Genomic DNA, 19,994 nt, shown 5'->3' with positions numbered 1-19,994 from the left:
GGGATTTTATTGGTTCATATGATGTTTCTGCAATTTAGCAAGTGCTTCCTGTGCAGCATGCTGTTCTGCTTCTTTTTTAGAGCGGCCATTTCCAATTCCGAGCACTTCGCCGCGAAGGGATACATTCGCTTCAAATTCCCGGTTATGCGCAGGTCCTTTTTCATGCAAGATGCGGTATTCTAGTACACCTTTTCCATCGCGCTGAACGAATTCTTGCAGCTGGCTCTTAAAGTCCATGACATGCGAGAATGCACCATCGTTAATTTTCGGATAGACATAGGCTTCTAGGAATCGTTCCACTGGCTCAAGTCCCTGATCTAAATAAAGTGCGCCAATAAACGCCTCGAATACGTCTGCTAAAAGGGCTGGCCGTTTTCTCCCGCCTGTCATTTCTTCGCCTTTTCCTAAAAGAACAAGTTCACCGAAGGACAGCTCATGTGCCAGTGACACAAGTGACGGTTCACACACGATTGCCGCTCTCAGTTTCGTTAAATCTCCCTCACTCATCGCTGGGTATTTCGCAAATAAAAATTGAGAGATTGTCAATTCTAAAACAGCATCTCCTAGAAATTCAAGTCTTTCATTATCCTCGTATGGCTTTTTCCGGTGTTCATTTACATAAGAGGAATGCGTAAAAGCTTGATATAGAAGTTTTTCATTTTGAAAGTGTACTGATATGCGCTGCTGGAATTCTCTAAATTGCTCTAGTTTTTTGCTCTGTTTCTGTTTGTCTTTATAATGTTTTGGCATAGCAACCTCCAGGTAGGCTTAATCGCCTTTAAGGATACTGATTATATGGAGTCTCTCTTTCTACATGCAAGGAAACATTGCTCCTTAGCATCTGAAAAAGGCTGACAATTGATCAGCTGAATGTGTTGAAACTAACATAAATTTTGAAAGTCCCGTCATGAAAATAGACGGGACTTTGTTACGCTTATTGCTGGCTATTTATGTAGTTCACAGCGTCACCGACTGTTGCAATTTTTTCAGCATCTTCGTCAGAAATTTCCATATCGAACTCATCTTCAAGTTCCATAACTAGCTCAACTACATCAAGGGAATCAGCGCCTAAATCTTCTTTAAATGAAGCTTCCATTTTCACGTCAGCCTCATCAACGCCAAGGCGGTCTACAATAATTTTTGATACACGCTCTAATACGTCTGCCATTGCCTTTCACCTCCCCTCAAAGTATTATAGTTGATTCGTTTTTAAAAAACTAGAGAAAACGTAATGAAATTTTGATATTTCTTAGGACATGACCATTCCACCATCGACTTGGATGGTTTGACCTGTAATATAGCCTGCTCCTTCTGAAGCTAAAAAGACAACGACGTTGCTAATATCTTCAGGTGCACCAAAGCGTGCGAGCGGGATTTGCTTAAGCATTTCAGTCTGTACATTCTCATCAAGCTTGTCTGTCATATCTGTTGAAATAAAGCCTGGTGCTACTGCATTGACTGTAATATGACGAGTTGCCAGCTCTTTTGCTGTTGTTTTCGTTAACCCGATCACACCAGCTTTTGCTGCAACATAGTTAGCTTGTCCAGGGTTTCCACATACGCCAACTACTGAAGCCAAGTTGATGATTCTTCCGCTGCGCTGCTTCATCATTTGACGTGTCACGGCTTTTGTACAGTTAAAGACCCCTTTTAAGTTTATGTTAATGACATCATCCCATTCATTTTCTTTCATTCTCATGAGTAGGTTGTCCTTTGTGATTCCTGCATTATTGACAAGGATGTCAATTGAACCAAAGGTATCAATTGCTTGTTTCATCAATGCTTGTACTTCTTCAGCATTTGAAACATCTGCTTTAACGGCAAATGCTTGCTGACCAAGTGCTTTGATTTCGTCTACAACTTCATTTGCTTTTGCTTCATTTCCAGAATAGTTCACGACAACATTTGCACCACTTTTTGCTAAATCGATCGCAATAGAGCGGCCAATCCCGCGTGATGCCCCTGTTACAACGGCTGTTTTATTTGTAAGCATCAAGAATCCCCCTTGAGTGTTTGAATTGCTGCTTCAATTGTTTCCTGATCTGAAACGGAAATGGTTGTCAGGCGGCGATTGACCTTTTTCACAAGACCTGAAAGCACTTTGCCAGGACCAATTTCAATAAACGTTGTCACGCCTAAATCAATGAGGCGTTCCACACTTTCTTCAAATCGAACAGGAGAATACAATTGTTCAATGAGTTTTGTCTCAATAGCATCACGAGATGTGACGATGTCTGCTGTGACATTTGAGATCACCGGTGTTTTGGCATCCGTAATGTCTAGCTTTGACAAAACATCTGTGAATTTTTCTGCGGCTGGTTTCATTAAGGCAGAATGGAAGGGTCCGCTTACTTCAAGAGCAATTGCACGTTTTGCGCCTTTTTCTTTCGCTTTCTCTGAAGCGAGTTCGACACCTTTTGCTGTACCAGAGATGACGATTTGACCAGGACAGTTTAAGTTCGCAAGTTCGACAAGATGACCGCTCTCTGTCACTTCCTTTGTCACTTCTACAAGTGCCGCTTGATCTAAGCCAAGAATCGCTGCCATGGCACCTTCTCCTGCTGGAACAGCTTCATTCATTAATTCGCCGCGCTTTCTTACTGCATAAACAGCATCTTGAAATGAAAGTGCACCTGCTGCAACGAGGGCTGTATATTCACCAAGACTATGCCCTGCTGCGTAATCTGCTTTGATTCCGCTCTCTTCAAATCTCTTTAAGATGGCGATACTTGTCGTTAAAAGAGCTGGCTGTGCGTTATAAGTGAGCGTCAGTTCTTCTGCATCTCCTTCAAAAATCATAGAAGATAAGTCAAAACCGAGGGTCTTGTCTGCTTCTTCAAATACAGCTTTAGATACTGCTTCTTGATCAAATAAATCTTTTCCCATGCCAATTTTTTGAGAGCCTTGGCCAGGGAATAAAAATGCAATTTTAGTCATGCTGCTCTACCTCCATTAAGACTCGTTCGTGGTTTCTTTTTGGACTTCTTGTTGAATAATGGCTGAAACGTCTTTTTCTACGATATCACGTGCTTGACGAATGGCATGAAAAATAGCGTTTTCATCAGAGGAACCATGCGCTTTAATGACAGGTGCCTTTAAACCAAATAAAGCAGCACCGCCATATTCGGAGTAATCCATTTTAGACTTCATCTGCATCAATTTCGGCTTCATCATGCCTGCTGCTATTTTCGCTGTGAAGCTTGATGTTAATGTTTCTTTCAGCATTTTAAATACAGACAGAGCTGTACCTTCAATCGTTTTTAAAGCGATATTTCCTGTGAAACCATCTGTAACCACAACATCAGCTACACCTTCTAATAAATCACGAGACTCGACATTTCCTACAAAATTCAATTCTGATGCTTTTAATAATTCAAAGGTTTTTTTCGTTAGATCGTTGCCTTTTTTATCTTCTGTTCCAACATTTAACAGTCCAATGCGTGGATTGCTTTTTGGAAAGACACGCTCTGCATAGATTGATCCCATCATGGCATATTGCACAAGGTGTTCTGGTTTGGCATCAACGTTTGCGCCGACATCCAGTAATAAAAACCCGCTGCCATCAAGAGTTGGAAGCGTAGGAGCAAGTGCCGGTCTGTCAATGCCATCAATTCTGCCGACGATAAACAGTCCTGCTGTCATGAGAGCGCCAGTATTTCCTGCTGAGATGCAGGCATGTGCTCGTCCCTCGGATACTTCCTGCGCCATTTTTACCATTGATGAATCTTTTTTACGTCTAACTGCACGTACTGGTTCATCTGTCGGTTCAATGACTTCTTTTGCATCTAAAATCTTGATGCGGTCGTTGTTTGTTATGTAAGGTTTCATTTTATTTTCATCGCCGACAAGTGTAATCTCGATATCTGAAAATGCTGTTAAGCTTTTTTGCACACCGTCAATAATGGCTTTAGGGGCATGGTCTCCCCCCATTGCATCGACTGCAATTCTCATATTACGTGCCACCTTTTACTTTTGTTTTGAGCGATACATGACGAAGTCACCTGAGAAGACAACTTCCTCACCGACATAGCTGTTTACTTCAACTACGGTTCTGCCTTTTTCTATGTCATGTGAAGCTACTTTGGCTTTAGAGACGACTCGTTCGCCTTGTTTAACCTGCCTTGTAAATCGAATATTCGCTTTTGCTGTTAGCGCCAGTTCATCGTCGATGACAGCAACTGCCAGCGAATTTGCCTGGGCGAAGAGATGATGCCCCCTGGCAATTTGGTTTCGGCTAAATACGTGTTCTTTTCTCACTTCTAAAATGGAAATGGCTTGGTCATCAAGCTCTACATCAATCATTTCTCCAATGACCTCATCCAGCGGAAGTGACTTCACTTCATCCTCTAATGTCTTTTCGGCCACATGCTTAATTCTTTCGCGTAATTCAGGGATCGACAGCTCCAAACGATCAAGACGAACCGTTTGAATGCTTACACCGAATTTACTTGCCAATTCTTCATCAGTAATGAACGGAGTCGAGCTGATCGTTTGCTGGAGAAGCCTTTGACGTTCTTTTTTATTTAGTTTCATATGCAGACACCATCCGTACATTTATGACTAGGTACTAATAGTAGTATATAATCTCATAGATGATAAATCAATCCTTGTTTCAAAAAGACAAGAAAATTCCACCAGTGCTTGATCAGCTTAATTTATCTCCGCCCAGCACCCCGCTGTCTACCAGCGTTTGCCGAAGTTCTTTGTATTCAGGATCTGTCCAAAATGCGTCCGATTGCACTAGTTCTGCCGCATCTTTCCTAGCTGTTTCGAGTGCTCTATAGTCATGAACCATATCTGCTACCTTAAATTCAGGCATTCCGCTTTGTTTTTTACCGAAGAAATCACCCGGCCCTCTTAGTTCTAAGTCCTTTTCAGACAGCTCAAAGCCATCGGTTGTTTCTGACATGATCCGCATCCGCTCTTTCCCGGTTTCTGATTTTGGATCCGCCATTAAAATACAGAATGATTGATGCTCTCCGCGTCCAACCCGGCCTCTGAGCTGATGAAGCTGAGACAGTCCGAAGCGGTCTGCATCGTATATGACCATGATGGTCGCATTCGGCACATTGACACCAACTTCAACGACTGTGGTTGAAACGAGAATTTGAACTTCATTTGCGGTGAAGTCTCTCATCACCTGATCTTTTTCATCACTCGCAAGCTTCCCGTGCATTAAGCCGATCGACCACTTACCACGGTATGCCTCTGTCAGCATGCTATGGACATCGATCGCATTTTGCACATCCAGCTTGTCTGATTCTTCTATAAGCGGACAAATAATATACGCCTGTCTCCCTTTTTTCAGCTCTTTATCCACAAATGCAAGAATTCTCTCAAGCATGTCATGCTTGACCCAATACGTTTCGATTTGTTTTCTGCCGGCTGGTAATTCATCAATGACGGAAACGTCCATTTCTCCAAAGACAGTAATCGCAAGTGTTCTCGGTATAGGCGTGGCAGTCATAAACAACACATCTGGGTCCTGCCCTTTACTTCTCAGTTTTTTTCTTTGTTCTACGCCAAACCGGTGCTGCTCATCTGTGATGACAAGACCGAGCTGCTGAAATTCGACTTCGTCTTGAATCAGCGCATGCGTGCCGACTAATATGTCAATCTCGCCCTCTTTTAGACGCTCCAGCAATTCTCTGCGGCGCTTTCCTTTTACAGAGCTTGTTAGAAGGGCAATATTTAGCCCCCACTTTTCAAACAGCTGGTAAAGTGAATCTGCATGCTGTTCTGCCAAAATCTCTGTTGGCACCATTAATGCACCTTGATAGCCGGATAAATGAGCGGCATATAGCGCAATGGCTGCAACAGCTGTTTTCCCAGAGCCAACATCCCCTTGGAGCAGACGGTTCATCCGGTACGGGGACGCCATGTCGGACATGATTTCATCAAGCACTCTTGATTGTGCCTTCGTCAGTGGAAATGGCAGGCTTTGAACAAACTCAAAAACACCCTCTTTGGAAAACGGATGCTGGATGCCTGATGTTTTTTCTCGTTCTTTCTTTCTAATGGCCTGCATTTTCAGCTGAAAGATAAGGAATTCCTCGTATACAAAGCGGCGCCTTGCTTGCTTGAGCGATTCTCTCGTTTCTGGCAGGTGAATGGTTTTTAATGCTTCCTGATAGGACATGAGTTTATAGGCTACGGCAAGCTGCTTTGGCAGTGGATCTTCAGCTTTATCTACATAAAGTGACAAGGCTTGTTTGACAAAACGCCTCATCATCTTCACGGTTACATTTTCTTTAACAGAATAAACTGGCTCTATACTGCCATCTTGCTCGTGCGTCCCTTTTTTAAATTCCTGCACCATGATCGATTGACGGTTTTTATCCCATTTCCCTGTGACAGACACCGTATCGCCTAAAACAAGACTTCGTTTCAAATATGGACGATTGAAGCAAATCGCCGTAATAAGAAAACGCCCGACAAGCAGCCTGAATGTCAGCCTGCTTCGTTTTTTTCCATAATAGGTGAGGACGGGCTCACTGTGCACTTTTCCTTCAACTGTGACACGTTCGTCATGCTTCACTTCTTCTAAATTGCGAAGCTCATAGTCGTCATATCGATAAGGAAAGTAGCCAAGTAAATCGGCTACTGTGTAGATCCCAAGTTCATTGAGTGTTTTTTCGGTTTCTTCTCCAATCCCTTTGAGGACTGAGACGTTATCTTGCAGTTTCTGTATCACGAGATGAGGTCACACCTCCGAAAATCTTCTTTTCAAGCTCTCTTGCTGTCGGTGTGGCAGCAAGTCCGCCTTGTGCTGTTTCACGAAGCGCCGTTGGCATGGTTTGACCGATTTTGTACATCGCATCAATCACTTCATCACATGGAATTCGACTTGTGATGCCGGCAAGTGCCATATCCGCTGCAATCATCGCATTTGATGCCCCCATCGCGTTTCGTTTTACGCAAGGTACCTCAACTAGTCCAGCGACTGGGTCGCAAACAAGTCCAAGCATATTTTTCAGTGTAATCGCCATTGCTTCAGCAGATTGCTGAGGTGTACCGCCTGCCATTTCGACAATCGCCGCTGCTGCCATACCTGATGCTGAACCTACCTCTGCTTGACAGCCGCCTGCTGCACCAGAGATGCTCGCATTATTCGCGACAACAAAACCAAATGCGCCAGAGGTGAATAGGAATCTGACCATTTGTTCCTTTGTTGGCTTTAATGTTTCTTTTACTGCAAATAACGTACCTGGTACAACGCCTGCTGAGCCTGCTGTAGGTGTTGCACAAATCGTTCCCATTGCGGCATTGACTTCATTTGTTGCAACCGCCTTACTGACAGCATCTAAAATCGTATGACCAGACAATGTTTTGCCTGATGCGATATACGCTTGAAGTTTAACCGCATCTCCGCCTGTTAAACCCGATAATGATTTCACACCTTTTAGTCCGTTTTCTACGGCCTGCTCCATCACTTCTAGGTTGCGGTACATCTGGGTGAAAATATCTTCACGTGACTTCCCTGTCACTTCCATTTCTTGCTCGATCATTATGTCTGAAATGGAGGTATTCCGTTCTTCTGTTAGCTGCACGAGTTCTTTGACGTTTTTAAACATCATTCATAACCTCCTTGTTGTTACTCTGCAATTTGTGTGACTTGAATAATGTTTGGAAGCGTTTCAAGCTCTACTAGGACAGCTGGGTCAATATTTTGATCCACTTCGATCGTCATCAGAGCCTCTTGCCCGACCTCTTTACGCGCCACTTCCATATGACCGATATTAATGGCGAATTTCGCTAACACATTGGCGACTGCCGCAATCGTGCCGTAGCGATCGTTATGAACAACAAGAATGGCAGGATGATTTCCTGAAAGTCTAAGCTCAAAACCATTCAGTTCAGTGATTTCAATTTTACCCCCGCCGATGGAAATCCCAATTAATTCAAGCTTCCCATTGGCATCAGATATCTCTACCTTCGCTGTATTCGGATGCGCCGGCACCGCATCTTCTTCTCTAAATTCAATGTCAATCCCTTTGCTTTTTGCAATATCAATCGCTGTTTTGATTCGTTCATCAAATGTATCAAAGTCAAGAACACCGCCGATAATGGCAACATCTGTACCGTGTCCTTTATACGTATCTTTAAAAGAGCCATAAAATGAAACCACAATTCGCTTCGGTTCTCTTCCAAATAAACTGCGAGCCACTCTCCCTATACGAGCCGCACCCGCTGTGTGCGAACTTGATGGACCAATCATGACGGGTCCAATAATATCAAACACACTTCTAAATTTCATAGGTCTTCCCCTCTCATAAACCACTCACATATTGGTTTCGTTCTTCCTTTAGACTACTGGATTCATTCGTTTCCCGCAACTCATTTCACCGATGATTCCCTTGTAAAAAATTGCAAAAGAAGAAGAAGGGCTTTATTCGCCCTTCTTTCGTTATTCCACAGCCAAAATATATGAATAAAGCGGCTGTTTTCCATCGTGGACTTCAATTTCTACATCTTCAAATGTTTCTTCAATAAAGGCTTCTAACGCATCCATCTCATCAGATGATGCATCTTCCCCTTTAATGATCGTGACAATCTCATCATCTTCTGTCACCATTTTGGTCAAAAGTTCTTTTGCTGCATCTAATTGATTTTTCGCAGTTAAGGTGATTTTCCCGTTAAAGAGACCCATATAATCGCCTTTGGCAATGTCGATGCCATCGATTTGGGTATCTCTCACTGCAAAGGTAATTTGCCCGCTTTTCACGTGGTCAATCGCTTCTAGCATCGCTGCTTCGTTGTCTTCATTTGAAGCGGCTTCATTGAGAGAAAGAAGTGCCGACATTCCTTGTGGTACGGTCTTCGTCGGAATGACAACGACCTCACGATTTGAGACAGTTGCCGCCTGTTTAGCTGCCATGACAATATTAGAATTATTAGGTAAGATAAAGACGGTTTCGGCATGTACGCTTTCAATTGCTGTGACAATGTCTTCTGTGCTCGGGTTCATCGTCTGTCCACCTTCAATGACGACGGAAGCTCCGATACTTTTAAACAAGTCAGCAATTCCTTCTCCCATTGCGACACTGATTACTCCAAAACGCTGTTTTTCAGCAGCAGAAGCCTTTGGTGTAGCGGGCGCGTGTCCTTTTTCTTCGTTCACAATAGAGCTATGCTGCTCTCTCATGTTTTCAATTTTCATATTGATCAGGCTGCCGTAGCGCTGTGCATATGATAAGACATCTCCTGGCTGCTCTGCATGAATATGAACTTTCGCCAGCGTATCATCAGATACCACTAGAAGTGAATCTCCGAATTCGCTTAAGTCTTCTCTGAAGGCATTCTCCTCAAAGGACTGTTTGTCTTCTTCAAATTTCACCATAAATTCCGTACAATAGCCAAATTCGATATCTTCAGTGTTCATATGGCTTTGTGCACTTTTATGATGCTCTGCACTGACGAGTTCTTTTAACGTTGGCAAAGAGGCTGCTTTCTGAGGAAGCTCCTCTCCTCTTAATGAAGCAAGGAAACCTTCATATACACATAGAAGTCCTTTCCCTCCACTATCGACAACACCTACTTCTTTTAAAACAGGAAGCAGATCTGGCGTTCGATCCAGTGATGCTCTCGCTTCCTCAATCGTTAACTCAAGAACACGGTCAATGTCATGTTCAGCTGCTGAAACAGCAACCGCTTTCTTTGCTGCATCCTTTGCAACCGTTAAAATGGTTCCTTCAATCGGCTTCATCACGGCTTTATACGCTGTATCAACACCCGCCTGTAAGGCAAGGGCAAATTCCTTTGCATCGATTGTTGCTTTTTGTTCGATATGTTTACTGAAACCTCTAAATAGCTGTGAAAGGATGACACCTGAGTTACCTCTTGCGCCCATCAGTAACCCTTTTGACAAGGCCACGCCGACCTTCCCAATATGATCGGTATTGGTTTCTTCAACTGCTTTTGCCCCTGAAGTCATCGACAAATTCATATTTGTCCCCGTGTCTCCGTCTGGCACTGGAAAAACATTTAACGCATCAACAATTTGTGCGTTTTGAGAAAGATGGTGAGCACCTGCAAGAATCATTTTTGCAAATGAGCGGCCATCAAGATTTCTAATAGACAATATATTTCCTCCTTACTACGGGTTCGTAACTCTTACTCCTTGTACATAGATGTTGACCGAATCAACAGAAAGTCCAATGGTATGATGAATCGTATATTTGACTTTCGTTTGAACATTATGTGCGACTTCTGATATTTTTGTACCGTAGCTGACGATGATGTACATATCAATATGAATGCGGTCTTCTTTTTGACGCACAAGAACACCCCGGCTGAAGTTCTCTTTGCGGAGAATATCCGTCAAGCCGTCCTTGATTTGATTTTTGGACGCCATGCCAACAATACCATAGCAATCGATCGCAGCGCCTCCTGCCACCATTGCAATGACTTCATTTGATATATCAATTTGTCCGTATTTCGTTCTAAGTTCAATGGACACATTGGTTCCCCCTTTTTGAGAAATTGCCCTGAGTTATCACTATTTTACTATAAGACCCTTCTTTTTAAAAGAAATCATTCAATCCGACCCAATCCTACTTATACTATAGCCTTGATTTTTTATCAAGATGTCAAGGTATTTTTCTTGAAAGAGGAGCAAACAATCCTTGCAAACCCCTTGAAGCTGTGGTAAATTATTAAAGTATCTTAAGGCATCTCTAAGTACGTATATGAAGAATATGATGATGTTTTCGCAGTTAGGAGGGAAACAAATGGCACGTAAATGCGTTATTACAGGCAGAAAAACAAAAGCTGGGAACAACCGTTCTCACGCAATGAACTCTACAAAACGTACATGGGGCGCGAACCTTCAAAAAGTTCGTATTCTAGTGGACGGTAAGCCTAAAAGAGTATATGTATCAGCTCGAGCTTTGAAATCTGGTAAAGTTGAGCGTGTATAAGCAAGAGTAAACGCCTGCTACAGTTAATTGTAGCAGGCGTTTTTATGTGGAAATAAAGGAGATTACTCATTAATCTTTCTTAAATGAACCAAGCATCGCACGGACAATGCCGCCAAGAAATCTAGGCAGTTTGATTGTATAAAATTTCATTTTGTCCCCCTCCTAAAAGTACCGCTTGCAGCACAATTGAGCTTAATCAGCCATCCACATTGATAGGTTGGTCAATCTTTGCTTCTTACCATTATTAATATGCCTTCATGAAAAGAAAAAGTACCATTTGAGTGGATGAGTTCGTTACTAATACATAGTGTGGAACCAGGCTCAATATGACAATTTTTCAGAGGATATTTGAAACCTTTTAGTGTCAGCTTTTCAACCGGTGTTCCAAAGGGTAGAAACGACACATATTTCTTATCCTGATCTTCTTTGATTTTGTATGTACCAGGTTCAAACATTTGTATGATATTTTGTTTATCTACAAGTGTAATGGCCTGCTTGTGCTGAATACCCTTGTAAAGAAGATGGATATTTCCTAGAAAATGATCAGCCCTTCCTCCTGTAATACCATAGATGTGAATATGCGCTGGATGCTGGCTTAAAGCCCAATTCAGCGCAAGCTCTAAATCGGTTTCATCCTTTTCAGCCTGAAATACATTTAAAGCAGGCAATTTCTCTTTTAGCTCACGAAGCTCTTCTTCTGTCACACTGTCAAAATCACCAAAGGCCTTGGCGGGGATAATGCCATGCTCTAGCAGGAAGAGGGTTCCACGGTCTACACCGATCCAGAGAATATCTTCCTGTGACGCTTCATGTCCAAGGGGCGGGATGTATTCAAAAGGACCGCCGGCTACAATATGTATGTGCATGATTTACGCTCCTCTCCATGTAAAAAGAACCAAAGATCACAATGACTTTGGTTCTTCCTTTCCTTACGCTTCTCGAATGGCCTGAATGGCTGCTGCACGGTTGTCTTTACCGTATACCGCTGAGCCCGCTACAAGTAAATTAGCGCCTGCCTCTTTACAGCTTCTTGCAGTCTCTTCATTGACACCGCCGTCTATTTCTATCAGTAAATCAGTTAATCCCTTTTGTTCACTGAGTGTTTTCACTTCTCTTACCTTCGTAAGGACAGATGGAATAAATGCCTGTCCGCCAAAACCAGGATTCACCGTCATGAATAACACAAGGTCCACATCCTCTAATACGTGCTCAATGTGGGAAACGGGTGTGTGCGGGTTCAAGACGATACCTGCTTTTACACCTTGTTCTTTGATGTGCTGTATTGTTCGATGCAAGTGAGGGCATGCCTCCACATGGACAGAAATAATGTCAGCACCTGCTTTTGCGAATGCAGGAATATACCGGTCTGGCTGCTCAATCATTAAGTGAACATCAAGCGGAAGACGCGTATGCGGCCTAATTGCTTCAACGACATTCGGCCCAAATGTGATATTCGGCACAAAATGACCGTCCATAACATCGATATGAATGTAATCGGCTCCGCCTTGCTCCACATCACGTATATCCTTCTCCAAATTGGCAAAATCTGCTGATAAAATGGAAGGGGCAATATAAACCATGATTTAGTACCTCGGCTTTCTGTCTTTGATTTCAGTTAAAAATTCTAAATAATGCTGATAGCGGTACTCTCTGATTTCATCATGTTCGACCGCATCTTTTACCGCACAGCCAGGTTCTTTCACGTGCAGGCAGCCTCTAAACTTACAATCAGCACTCCGCTCTCTAATGTCTAAAAAGTATAGACCGAGATCCTCTGCTTCAATCCCAGTAAATTCGAGCGAGCTAAAGCCTGGAGTATCTGCAATTAGTCCATCTGCTGTGCGAATGAGCTCAACATGCCTTGTCGTATGCTTTCCTCGTCCGAGATGGGAGGAGATATCATTTGTTTTCAGTGCCAATTCCGGACTCATCGCATTTAAAAGAGAGGATTTGCCTACACCAGACTGACCGGCAAATACCGTGATTTTATTGTGAAAATGCGGGGTCAGCTTTTCTATCCCGTCTCCCTCAATCGTAGACGTTAAATGAACATCATAACCAATTTGACGATAGTCGTCTGCATATGCCTCGATGCTTTCACGCTCTTGGTCTGTTTTCAATAAGTCCATTTTCGTGATGCAGATAATCGGCTCAATTTGATTGGCTTCAACGAGCACTAGAAATCTGTCTAAAAGTGATGTGCTAAAGGTTGGTTCTGTTGCTGAGAAAACAAGCACCGCTTGATCGACGTTACTAATAGGCGGACGAACAAGCTCGTTTGTCCGTTCTTTTACTTCTAATAAATAGCCTTCTTTATCGTTGTCTGCTTGATACACAACATAATCTCCAACAAGAGGTGTAATTTTGTTTTTTCGAAAGATCCCTCTCGCTCTGCATTGAACCACTTTTTCACTTTCTTGTGACTCATCCAGCACATAGTAGAACCCGCTTAATGCTTTAATAATTTTGCCCTCAGGCATAAAGTCCCTCCTTTATTCATCATCAGGGTATTCGATCGTTTTCGAGCTGACGACTTTATCATCAACCGTCACTTGATAATATCCTTTTTGACCTGGTTCAATCTTAAATTTAATGGTCCGTTCTGTCGGCGCAGTGATTTTAAAGCTTTCGTATGAATCAGAAATGCTATGCTCCGCATCATCAATCGAAATTTGGACATTCATCTCTTGCCCTTCCGTTTCTGGTTCGTATGGGATGGCAATCTTTTCAGTCACCGTTTTGGCCGGTTTTTCCTTCGGTCCAAGAGAGAATGTGATCTTGACCGTATCACCTGGTTTAACAGCAGTCCCTGCTCCCGGCTCCTGCTTCATCACTTCGCCTTTTGGTACATCGTCAGAATGCGCTTCTTTTTCATCAAGCTTTAATCCATTATCCTCTAAATAATTCGATGCCGCCTGCTTACTATACGTCGTTAAATCGCGTAATGTAATATCGGCAGGACCTATACTGACAGTCAACGTGACTTCTTCATCTGCTGCCACGAGCTCTGTATTCGCCGAAGGATTTTGTTCCATGACAATCCCAGATTCGGTGTCATTATCATTCACTTCCTCCACGACGACCTGTTTAAACCCTTTCTTCTCTAATATTTCTTTTGCTTGATCGACTTTTTCGCCTGTTACATCAGGTAATTCGGTCTTTTCCTTGCCTGTACTTTCGTAAAGCTGAATCTCTGTTCCTTCTTTTACCTTTGTGCCGATTTTAGGGTCTGTTTTGACGACAAGCCCTTTTTCAATTTTCTCATCAGCGATCTCAATTGGTTCCGAACTGACGGTGAACCCAGCTTTTTTCAAGGTGTCTTCTGCTTTTTCAATCGTCATGCCAGATACATCCGTCACCTCAACATCCTTTGGAAAAAGGAGCCCTGGAAACACAGTGATGGCTAGAATCGTTGCAGCGGTCAAAATAAATAAAATGGATGCCACAATCCATGGCCATTTTTTTCGTTTCTTCTTTGGCTTTTGTTTCTCTTTTTTCTTCGGTTTTTGAACCGGATGGACAGCAGTTTTTTCATTGTCTTGATCGACTTGATGATCTTGAATGATGGGGATTGCTTTCGTTGCTTCATGATCTTCTTCAATGACGAAGCGTTTTTCTTTTAGCCTTGCAGGGTCAAAAGCGGTTTTTAAGTCTTTTTGCATTTCAGACGCATCTTCATATCGATAAAATGGATCTTTGGCCATCGCCTTTAAAATGATGTTTTCCACACTTTGTGGAACAGAAGGATTCCACCTTCTCACGGACGGCGGCTCTGATTGCAAATGCTTCAGTGCAACACTGACAGCCGATTCCCCTTCAAATGGCATGCGCCCTGAGATGAGCTCATATAGTACAATCCCAAGCGAATAGATGTCTGACTTTTTTGTCACAAGACCTCCGCGCGCTTGTTCTGGTGACAAATAGTGCACAGAACCTAGGACAGAATTAGTATGAGTGATGGTCGCGGAGCTGAGTGCCATGGCAATCCCAAAATCAGTGACTTTGATGTTCCCCATGTTGTCTATTAATATATTGTGAGGCTTAATGTCTCTGTGGACGAGCTGTTTCGCATGGGCTTCTTCCATTGCCGCGACGACTTGTTCCATGATGCGTACGGCTTCTTTCGGATGAAGCGGACCGTTTGCGTGTATGTATTCTTTCAGCGTCATCCCCTCGACATATTCCATGACAATATAATAGATGTCATCTTCTTCTCCTACATCGTAGATGCTGACAATATTTGAGTGATCTAAACTTGCAGCTGATTGCGCTTCCCTTCGGAAACGTCTAATAAAATCATCATCGCTTGCAAAGTCAAACCGCAAAATTTTAATCGCGACTTCGCGATCTAAAATCATATCCTCCGCCAAATAGACGTTTGCCATTCCGCCTCCGCCTATGACGCGAAGAATCTGATAACGGCCGCTGATCCTTTTTCCGATCAACACTTGCTGTCACCCTCCTCTGGCTGCGAGGAGATTTCTAACAATACTGCTGTAATGTTATCTTCACCGCCGTTGTCATTCGCTGTTTGAATTAACTCTGTAACTTTTTCATCTGGTGTGGTCGTTTGCGTTAAAATATGAATCAAATTCTCTTCTTCTACTTTATTCGATAGACCATCTGAGCAAAGCAAGATTTGATCTCCTGGGTCCACTTCAAAGGTGCGGGCATCAATTTGAACATGTTTATCTGTTCCTAATGCTTTCGTGAGCACATTTTTCCTTGGGTGATATTCTGCATCTGCTTTTGAAATTTCACCTGTTTTCACCAGTTCATTGACAAGTGAATGATCATCTGTTAATTGAGTCAACGTGCCTTCTCTTAGCAGGTAGCAGCGGCTGTCTCCAATGTGGGCAATTGTGACCGTTTGCAAATGAACGAGTGCACAAACAATGGTCGTCCCCATTCCTTGGCACTCCTCATTGTTTTTCGCATGTTCATATACTTGATCATTAATGTCACTAATTTTTGAGATTAACCAGCTTTCTTGATCGGCTGGCTTTTCTGGAATTGAAGATGTTTCTTCCCAGTATTCTTTTAAAGAAGAGACTGCCATCCTGCTGGCGACATCACCAGCAAGATGACCTCCCATGCCGTCTGCTACAACAGCGAGAAGTGTATCTTCTTTTACTTCAAAAATACCTGCATCATCTTCATTATGCTGACGGACTTTTCCTGTATCGGTTTGAAAGGCTGCCCTTATCAACATTCGTCACCTCGTCTCTTCCTGACGCTCCTTCGCTCTTAGCTGACCGCAAGCAGCATCAATGTCATGGCCTTGCTCTCGTCTAATCGTTACGTTTACGCCGCGTTCTTTCAGCGTTTTTTCAAATAGGAAGATTTGTTCTCTAGGTGTTCTTACATAATCTCTCTCTGGTACATAGTTGACCGGAATGAGGTTTACGTGACACTTGATGCCTTTTAATAAGTCTGCAAGTTCTTCCGCATGATGAACTTGATCATTTACTCCGCCAAACAGGCCGTATTCAAAGCTGACACGTCTACCCGTCTTTTGAATGTAATATTCAATGGCTTCCATTAATTTTGGCAGTTTATATGCCTTATTGATCGGCATGAGGCGGCTTCTGATCTCTGTGTTCGGTGCGTGCAAGGATACAGCAAAATTGATTTGCATTTGCTCATCAGCGAATTGATAGATCTTTGGAATGATTCCGCTTGTTGAAACTGTAATATGACGTGCACCAATATTTAAGCCATTGTCATGGTTGATGATTTTTAGGAAGGCAAGCATTTCTTCAAAGTTATCAAATGGTTCGCCAATTCCCATGATGACAACAGAGCTGACTCTCTCGTCCGTTTCATCAAGCGCCTGCTGTACTTTCAATACTTGGGCAACAATTTCTCCCGCTTCAAGGTTTCGTTTTAAACCGCCAAGTGTGGATGCACAGAATGTACAACCAATTCTACAGCCAACCTGTGTTGTCACACAGACAGAGTTGCCGTATTCGTGACGCATGAGCACTGTTTCAATTGTATAGCCATCATGTAATTCAAATAAAAATTTGATCGTCCCGTCCTGAGACGTTTGTTTGATGACCGTTTTTAATGTCGTGATTGCAAATTGATCTTTTAGTTTGTCTCTTAAATCCTTAGAAAGGTTAGACATTTCATCAAAGGATGTCACACGTTTCTCATAAAGCCACTCAAAAATTTGAGCTGCGCGAAAAGGCTTTTCGCCTTGTTCTTTTAACCATTCTTTCATTTCGTGAAGCTCAAATGAATAAATCGACGGCATATCTGTTTTTAGTTCTTTTCTTACTTTTTGTTCTGTCATTTTTTATCCCTTCTTTCTCATGCTGCAAATAAAGAAACCATCTGTTCCGAAATAATGCGGAAGAATTTGTACACTTCCGTTTTGAACAAACGGAGCAACCTGCTCAGGCAGCCGTTCATTAAGAGATAGATCGGGTTCGAAGTCTTGGTGTTCTTGTAAAAACGCATGAATCACTTGTTGATTTTCTGTTGGATCCATTGTACATGTACTGTATACAAGGGTTCCGCCCGGCTTTAAAAGCGGAGCTGTTTCTTTTAAGATTGCCTGCTGAATAGCCGCAAGCCTAGCTGAGTCTTCTGGAGACTTCGTATATTTCATATCTGGTTTTCGTCTAATGACGCCAAAACCAGAACACGGCGCATCAATGAGAATACGGTCAAATGAAGCTTCATTATAATCGTCTTTTGCTTTCCTCGCATCAAGCGCTTTTGCCTCGATCTGAGTAAGGTTCAGACGTTTTGCTGCTTGTTTGATTAGTTTCACTTTATGTTCATGTAAATCTAGTGAAACAATTTGTCCTTCGTCGTTCATACGCTCTGCGATATGTGTTGATTTTCCGCCTGGAGCCGCACAGGCGTCAAGCACTGTTTCTCCCGGCTGAGGGTCGAGCGCTCTTGCGACAAGCATTGAGCTCTCATCTTGAATGGTCACATAACCTTCTTGAAAAGAAGGAGTTGAAACGATGGACCCTTTCATCAATTTAAGTGCATCTTCAGATAAATCGCCGAGCTCCGTTTCAATTCCTGCATCCATCAGTTCCTGCTGCAGTGCCGTGCGGTCAGTTTTCATTCGATTGACACGAAGGGTTTGCTTTGGCGGAACTAAATGAATGCGGCACATGCTTTCTGCCGCTTCAAATCCGTACGCCTGAACCCATTCCTGCACGAGCCATAATGGATGGCTTGTCTCGATTGAAAGCCGTTTGACCGGATCTTTGATGGCATCAAAAGCCGGAACCCCTTCTCTTTGCACGGAGCGAAGAACACCGTTAACAAGTGAGGAAATGCCCTTGTGCCCGCGTTTTTTCGTTAGCTCAACTGCTTCATGGATGGCTGCACGATCTGGAATCTTTTCAAGGTAGACCATTTGATAAAGAGACATCCGCAAAAGCTGCATGACCCACGGAGCCACCTTTTGCGGCTTTTTCACAAATGGCGCCAGCATATAATCTAATGCAAGCTTATTTTGCACTGTACCGTACACAAGCTCTGTTAAGAGCGGTTTGTCCTGATCTGCCAAGTCTTTGTCTTTCATGACTGACTGCAAAAGCAAATTACTGTAAGCTTGGTTTTGTTCGAGTTTGATTAAAGCGTCTAGCGCTACTTCTCTCACATTACTTTTCTTCATTCATTAACCCTAATTTCTGTCCAATTTCGATATTTGCGCCTCTTAAGAAGTCTTCGCCGCTCATTTTTTTCTTACCAGCTGGCTGTACGCCTGTTAATAAAAGGCCTTGCTTATTCCCAGTCCCAATGACGGGACCTTCTTTTTGAAGCTCAATCACTTTCCCAGGTTCTTCTTGCGTTTGAAGAGGAACTTTTTTCGCTTCCCATACTTTTAGATGAGCCCCGTTCCATTCAGTATAGGCAACTGGCCATGGATTTAAGCCGCGAACTTGGTTGTAAAGCTCTTCGCCGGTCTTAGTCCAGTCTAATCTTTCCTGCTCTCGCTTTATATTGGGCGCGTACGTGGCCGCTTCTTCGTTTTGCGGAATCGGAGAAATAGATCCATTCAGCACATTCGGCACAGTATCTTTCAATAATGCGGCTCCTGCTACACTTAACTTGTCATGCAAAGTACCGACATTGTCTAATTCATCAATTTCCACTTCTACTTTACTAATCATGTCACCTGCATCGAGTCGTTCCACCATGTACATGATGGTGACGCCTGTTTTCTCTTTGCCTTGAAGGATCGCATAATGGATTGGCGCGCCTCCTCTTAGTTCTGGCAGCAGTGAGGCATGAACGTTGATACAGCCAAACTGTGGTTCATCAAGTAATCGTTTTGGCAAAATTTGTCCAAATGCCGCCGTGACAATTAAATCAGGTTTTAATGCAAGCACTTTATCAATTTCCTCATCAAGACGCACCTTTTCAGGCTGCAACACAGGAATGCCGTGCTTTAAGGCTTCCACTTTTACAGGAGGCGGCGTGAGTACTCGTTTTCTGCCTTTTGGGCGATCTGGCTGCGTGACAACCCCGACAACTTCATATCCTTCTGTTATGAGAGTTTGCAGCACAGGTACTGAGAAATCAGGGGTTCCCATAAATACAATACGTGCCATTTTCTTCACCCTTCCATTTCCGCAAGTTCTTTTTCTGTATACGTTTGAATGATTTTAGACGTGAATAATATCCCATCTAAATGATCAATTTCGTGCAATAAGGCTCTTGCTAAAAATCCTTCTGCTTCTATTGTAAATGGTTTGCCTTTCTTATCAAAGGCTTTTACCTTCACATAGCTCGGTCTTTCTACTGTGCCGTATAAAGATGGAAAGCTCAAGCAGCCTTCGATATCTGTTTGACTACCGTTTACTTCAAGAACCTCTGGATTCACTAAATCAATTCTGCCAGATTCTTCGCCGATATCGACAACAGCAATTCTTTGTGAAATGCCGATTTGCGGTGCTGCCAGTCCGACCCCATCTAGCTCAAGCATTGTATCATACATATCATCAAGCAGTTTTTTGAGCTTTTTATCGAACGTATCGACAGGCTCTGTCTTTTGTTCAAGCACTTCTGCTGGGTGTATGACGATTGGTTTTACTGCCACTT

Annotated in this window: 22 protein-coding genes; 1 reads left to right on the top strand and 21 read right to left on the bottom strand. The window is 43.0% G+C overall.

What is annotated here, in order from left to right:
* Positions 1–6 precede the first annotated feature (6 nt).
* From rnc to C5695_RS07990, 11 genes are all read right to left on the bottom strand, one after another.
* A complete protein-coding gene (gene rnc / locus C5695_RS08040; protein WP_117730278.1) occupies positions 7–750 on the bottom strand; it encodes a ribonuclease III in 744 nt (247 codons plus the stop codon).
* 184 nt (positions 751–934) lie between these two features.
* A complete protein-coding gene (gene acpP / locus C5695_RS08035; RefSeq protein WP_003212028.1) occupies positions 935–1,168 on the bottom strand; it encodes an acyl carrier protein in 234 nt (77 codons plus the stop codon).
* Positions 1,169–1,249: 81 nt separating this feature from the next.
* Positions 1,250–1,993, bottom strand: a complete 744-nt coding sequence (gene fabG, locus C5695_RS08030) for a 3-oxoacyl-[acyl-carrier-protein] reductase (protein ID WP_117730277.1) — start codon at positions 1,991–1,993, stop codon at positions 1,250–1,252.
* Complete coding sequence (gene fabD, locus C5695_RS08025) at positions 1,993–2,937, bottom strand: ACP S-malonyltransferase (protein WP_117730276.1); 945 nt, start codon at positions 2,935–2,937, stop codon at positions 1,993–1,995. Before fabD ends, fabG begins: the two co-directional genes overlap by 1 nt.
* Positions 2,938–2,952: 15 nt before the next feature.
* Positions 2,953–3,951, bottom strand: a complete 999-nt coding sequence (gene plsX / locus C5695_RS08020; protein ID WP_117730275.1) for a phosphate acyltransferase PlsX — start codon at positions 3,949–3,951, stop codon at positions 2,953–2,955.
* A 15-nt stretch (positions 3,952–3,966) separates the two neighbouring features.
* The gene (gene fapR, locus C5695_RS08015) at positions 3,967–4,533 is read right to left on the bottom strand and encodes a transcription factor FapR (protein WP_117730274.1); all 567 of its coding nucleotides are present in this window, start codon (positions 4,531–4,533) and stop codon (positions 3,967–3,969) included.
* Between the two features lie 112 nt (positions 4,534–4,645).
* Positions 4,646–6,694 (bottom strand): ATP-dependent DNA helicase RecG, encoded by a 2,049-nt coding sequence (recG, locus tag C5695_RS08010; protein WP_117730273.1) that lies wholly within the window; start codon positions 6,692–6,694, stop codon positions 4,646–4,648.
* The gene (sdaAA, locus tag C5695_RS08005) at positions 6,672–7,574 is read right to left on the bottom strand and encodes an L-serine ammonia-lyase, iron-sulfur-dependent, subunit alpha (RefSeq protein WP_117733049.1); all 903 of its coding nucleotides are present in this window, start codon (positions 7,572–7,574) and stop codon (positions 6,672–6,674) included. The genes recG and sdaAA overlap by 23 nt, the downstream gene beginning before the upstream one ends.
* Positions 7,575–7,594: 20 nt before the next feature.
* Positions 7,595–8,257 (bottom strand): L-serine ammonia-lyase, iron-sulfur-dependent subunit beta, encoded by a 663-nt coding sequence (gene sdaAB / locus C5695_RS08000; RefSeq protein WP_117730272.1) that lies wholly within the window; start codon positions 8,255–8,257, stop codon positions 7,595–7,597.
* A 150-nt stretch (positions 8,258–8,407) separates the two neighbouring features.
* Positions 8,408–10,081 (bottom strand): DAK2 domain-containing protein, encoded by a 1,674-nt coding sequence (locus C5695_RS07995; RefSeq protein ID WP_117730271.1) that lies wholly within the window; start codon positions 10,079–10,081, stop codon positions 8,408–8,410.
* 15 nt (positions 10,082–10,096) lie between these two features.
* Positions 10,097–10,459, bottom strand: a complete 363-nt coding sequence (locus C5695_RS07990) for an Asp23/Gls24 family envelope stress response protein (protein ID WP_117730270.1) — start codon at positions 10,457–10,459, stop codon at positions 10,097–10,099.
* A gap of 271 nt (positions 10,460–10,730) precedes the next feature.
* Here C5695_RS07990 and rpmB point away from each other — a divergent pair, with 271 nt between their 5' ends.
* A complete protein-coding gene (gene rpmB, locus C5695_RS07985; protein ID WP_003212514.1) occupies positions 10,731–10,919 on the top strand; it encodes a 50S ribosomal protein L28 in 189 nt (62 codons plus the stop codon).
* A gap of 69 nt (positions 10,920–10,988) precedes the next feature.
* On the opposite strand, the gene spoVM is transcribed toward rpmB, so the two are convergent.
* The 10 genes from spoVM to def all read right to left on the bottom strand — a co-directional run bounded on the left by spoVM (position 10,989) and on the right by def (position 19,992).
* Entirely contained in the window at positions 10,989–11,069 is an 81-nt protein-coding gene (spoVM, locus tag C5695_RS07980; protein ID WP_008354550.1) for a stage V sporulation protein SpoVM, read from the bottom strand.
* A 71-nt stretch (positions 11,070–11,140) separates the two neighbouring features.
* Positions 11,141–11,785, bottom strand: a complete 645-nt coding sequence (locus C5695_RS07975; RefSeq protein WP_117730269.1) for a thiamine diphosphokinase — start codon at positions 11,783–11,785, stop codon at positions 11,141–11,143.
* A gap of 63 nt (positions 11,786–11,848) precedes the next feature.
* A complete protein-coding gene (rpe, locus tag C5695_RS07970) occupies positions 11,849–12,499 on the bottom strand; it encodes a ribulose-phosphate 3-epimerase (protein WP_117730268.1) in 651 nt (216 codons plus the stop codon).
* A gap of 3 nt (positions 12,500–12,502) precedes the next feature.
* The gene (gene rsgA, locus C5695_RS07965; RefSeq protein WP_117730267.1) at positions 12,503–13,399 is read right to left on the bottom strand and encodes a ribosome small subunit-dependent GTPase A; all 897 of its coding nucleotides are present in this window, start codon (positions 13,397–13,399) and stop codon (positions 12,503–12,505) included.
* Between the two features lie 12 nt (positions 13,400–13,411).
* Positions 13,412–15,367, bottom strand: a complete 1,956-nt coding sequence (gene pknB / locus C5695_RS07960; protein WP_117730266.1) for a Stk1 family PASTA domain-containing Ser/Thr kinase — start codon at positions 15,365–15,367, stop codon at positions 13,412–13,414.
* Positions 15,361–16,131, bottom strand: a complete 771-nt coding sequence (locus C5695_RS07955; RefSeq protein ID WP_117730265.1) for a Stp1/IreP family PP2C-type Ser/Thr phosphatase — start codon at positions 16,129–16,131, stop codon at positions 15,361–15,363. Before C5695_RS07955 ends, pknB begins: the two co-directional genes overlap by 7 nt.
* Before the next feature lie 3 nt (positions 16,132–16,134).
* Positions 16,135–17,217 carry a dual-specificity RNA methyltransferase RlmN gene (gene rlmN / locus C5695_RS07950; RefSeq protein ID WP_117730264.1) on the bottom strand — a complete coding sequence of 361 codons (1,083 nt, stop codon included), beginning with the start codon at positions 17,215–17,217 and terminating at the stop codon, positions 16,135–16,137.
* A gap of 3 nt (positions 17,218–17,220) precedes the next feature.
* Positions 17,221–18,564 carry a 16S rRNA (cytosine(967)-C(5))-methyltransferase RsmB gene (gene rsmB / locus C5695_RS07945; protein WP_117730263.1) on the bottom strand — a complete coding sequence of 448 codons (1,344 nt, stop codon included), beginning with the start codon at positions 18,562–18,564 and terminating at the stop codon, positions 17,221–17,223.
* Positions 18,551–19,504 carry a methionyl-tRNA formyltransferase gene (gene fmt, locus C5695_RS07940; protein ID WP_117730262.1) on the bottom strand — a complete coding sequence of 318 codons (954 nt, stop codon included), beginning with the start codon at positions 19,502–19,504 and terminating at the stop codon, positions 18,551–18,553. The genes rsmB and fmt overlap by 14 nt, the downstream gene beginning before the upstream one ends.
* A 5-nt stretch (positions 19,505–19,509) precedes the next feature.
* Complete coding sequence (def, locus tag C5695_RS07935; RefSeq protein ID WP_117730261.1) at positions 19,510–19,992, bottom strand: peptide deformylase; 483 nt, start codon at positions 19,990–19,992, stop codon at positions 19,510–19,512.
* Between the last annotated feature and the right edge of the window lie 2 nt (positions 19,993–19,994).

Source organism: Bacillus pumilus (assembly GCF_003431975.1).
GTDB lineage: Bacteria > Bacillota > Bacilli > Bacillales > Bacillaceae > Bacillus > Bacillus pumilus_N.
Note: the sequence above shows the minus strand (reverse complement) of the source record. Positions and strands in the feature narration are given on the sequence as shown.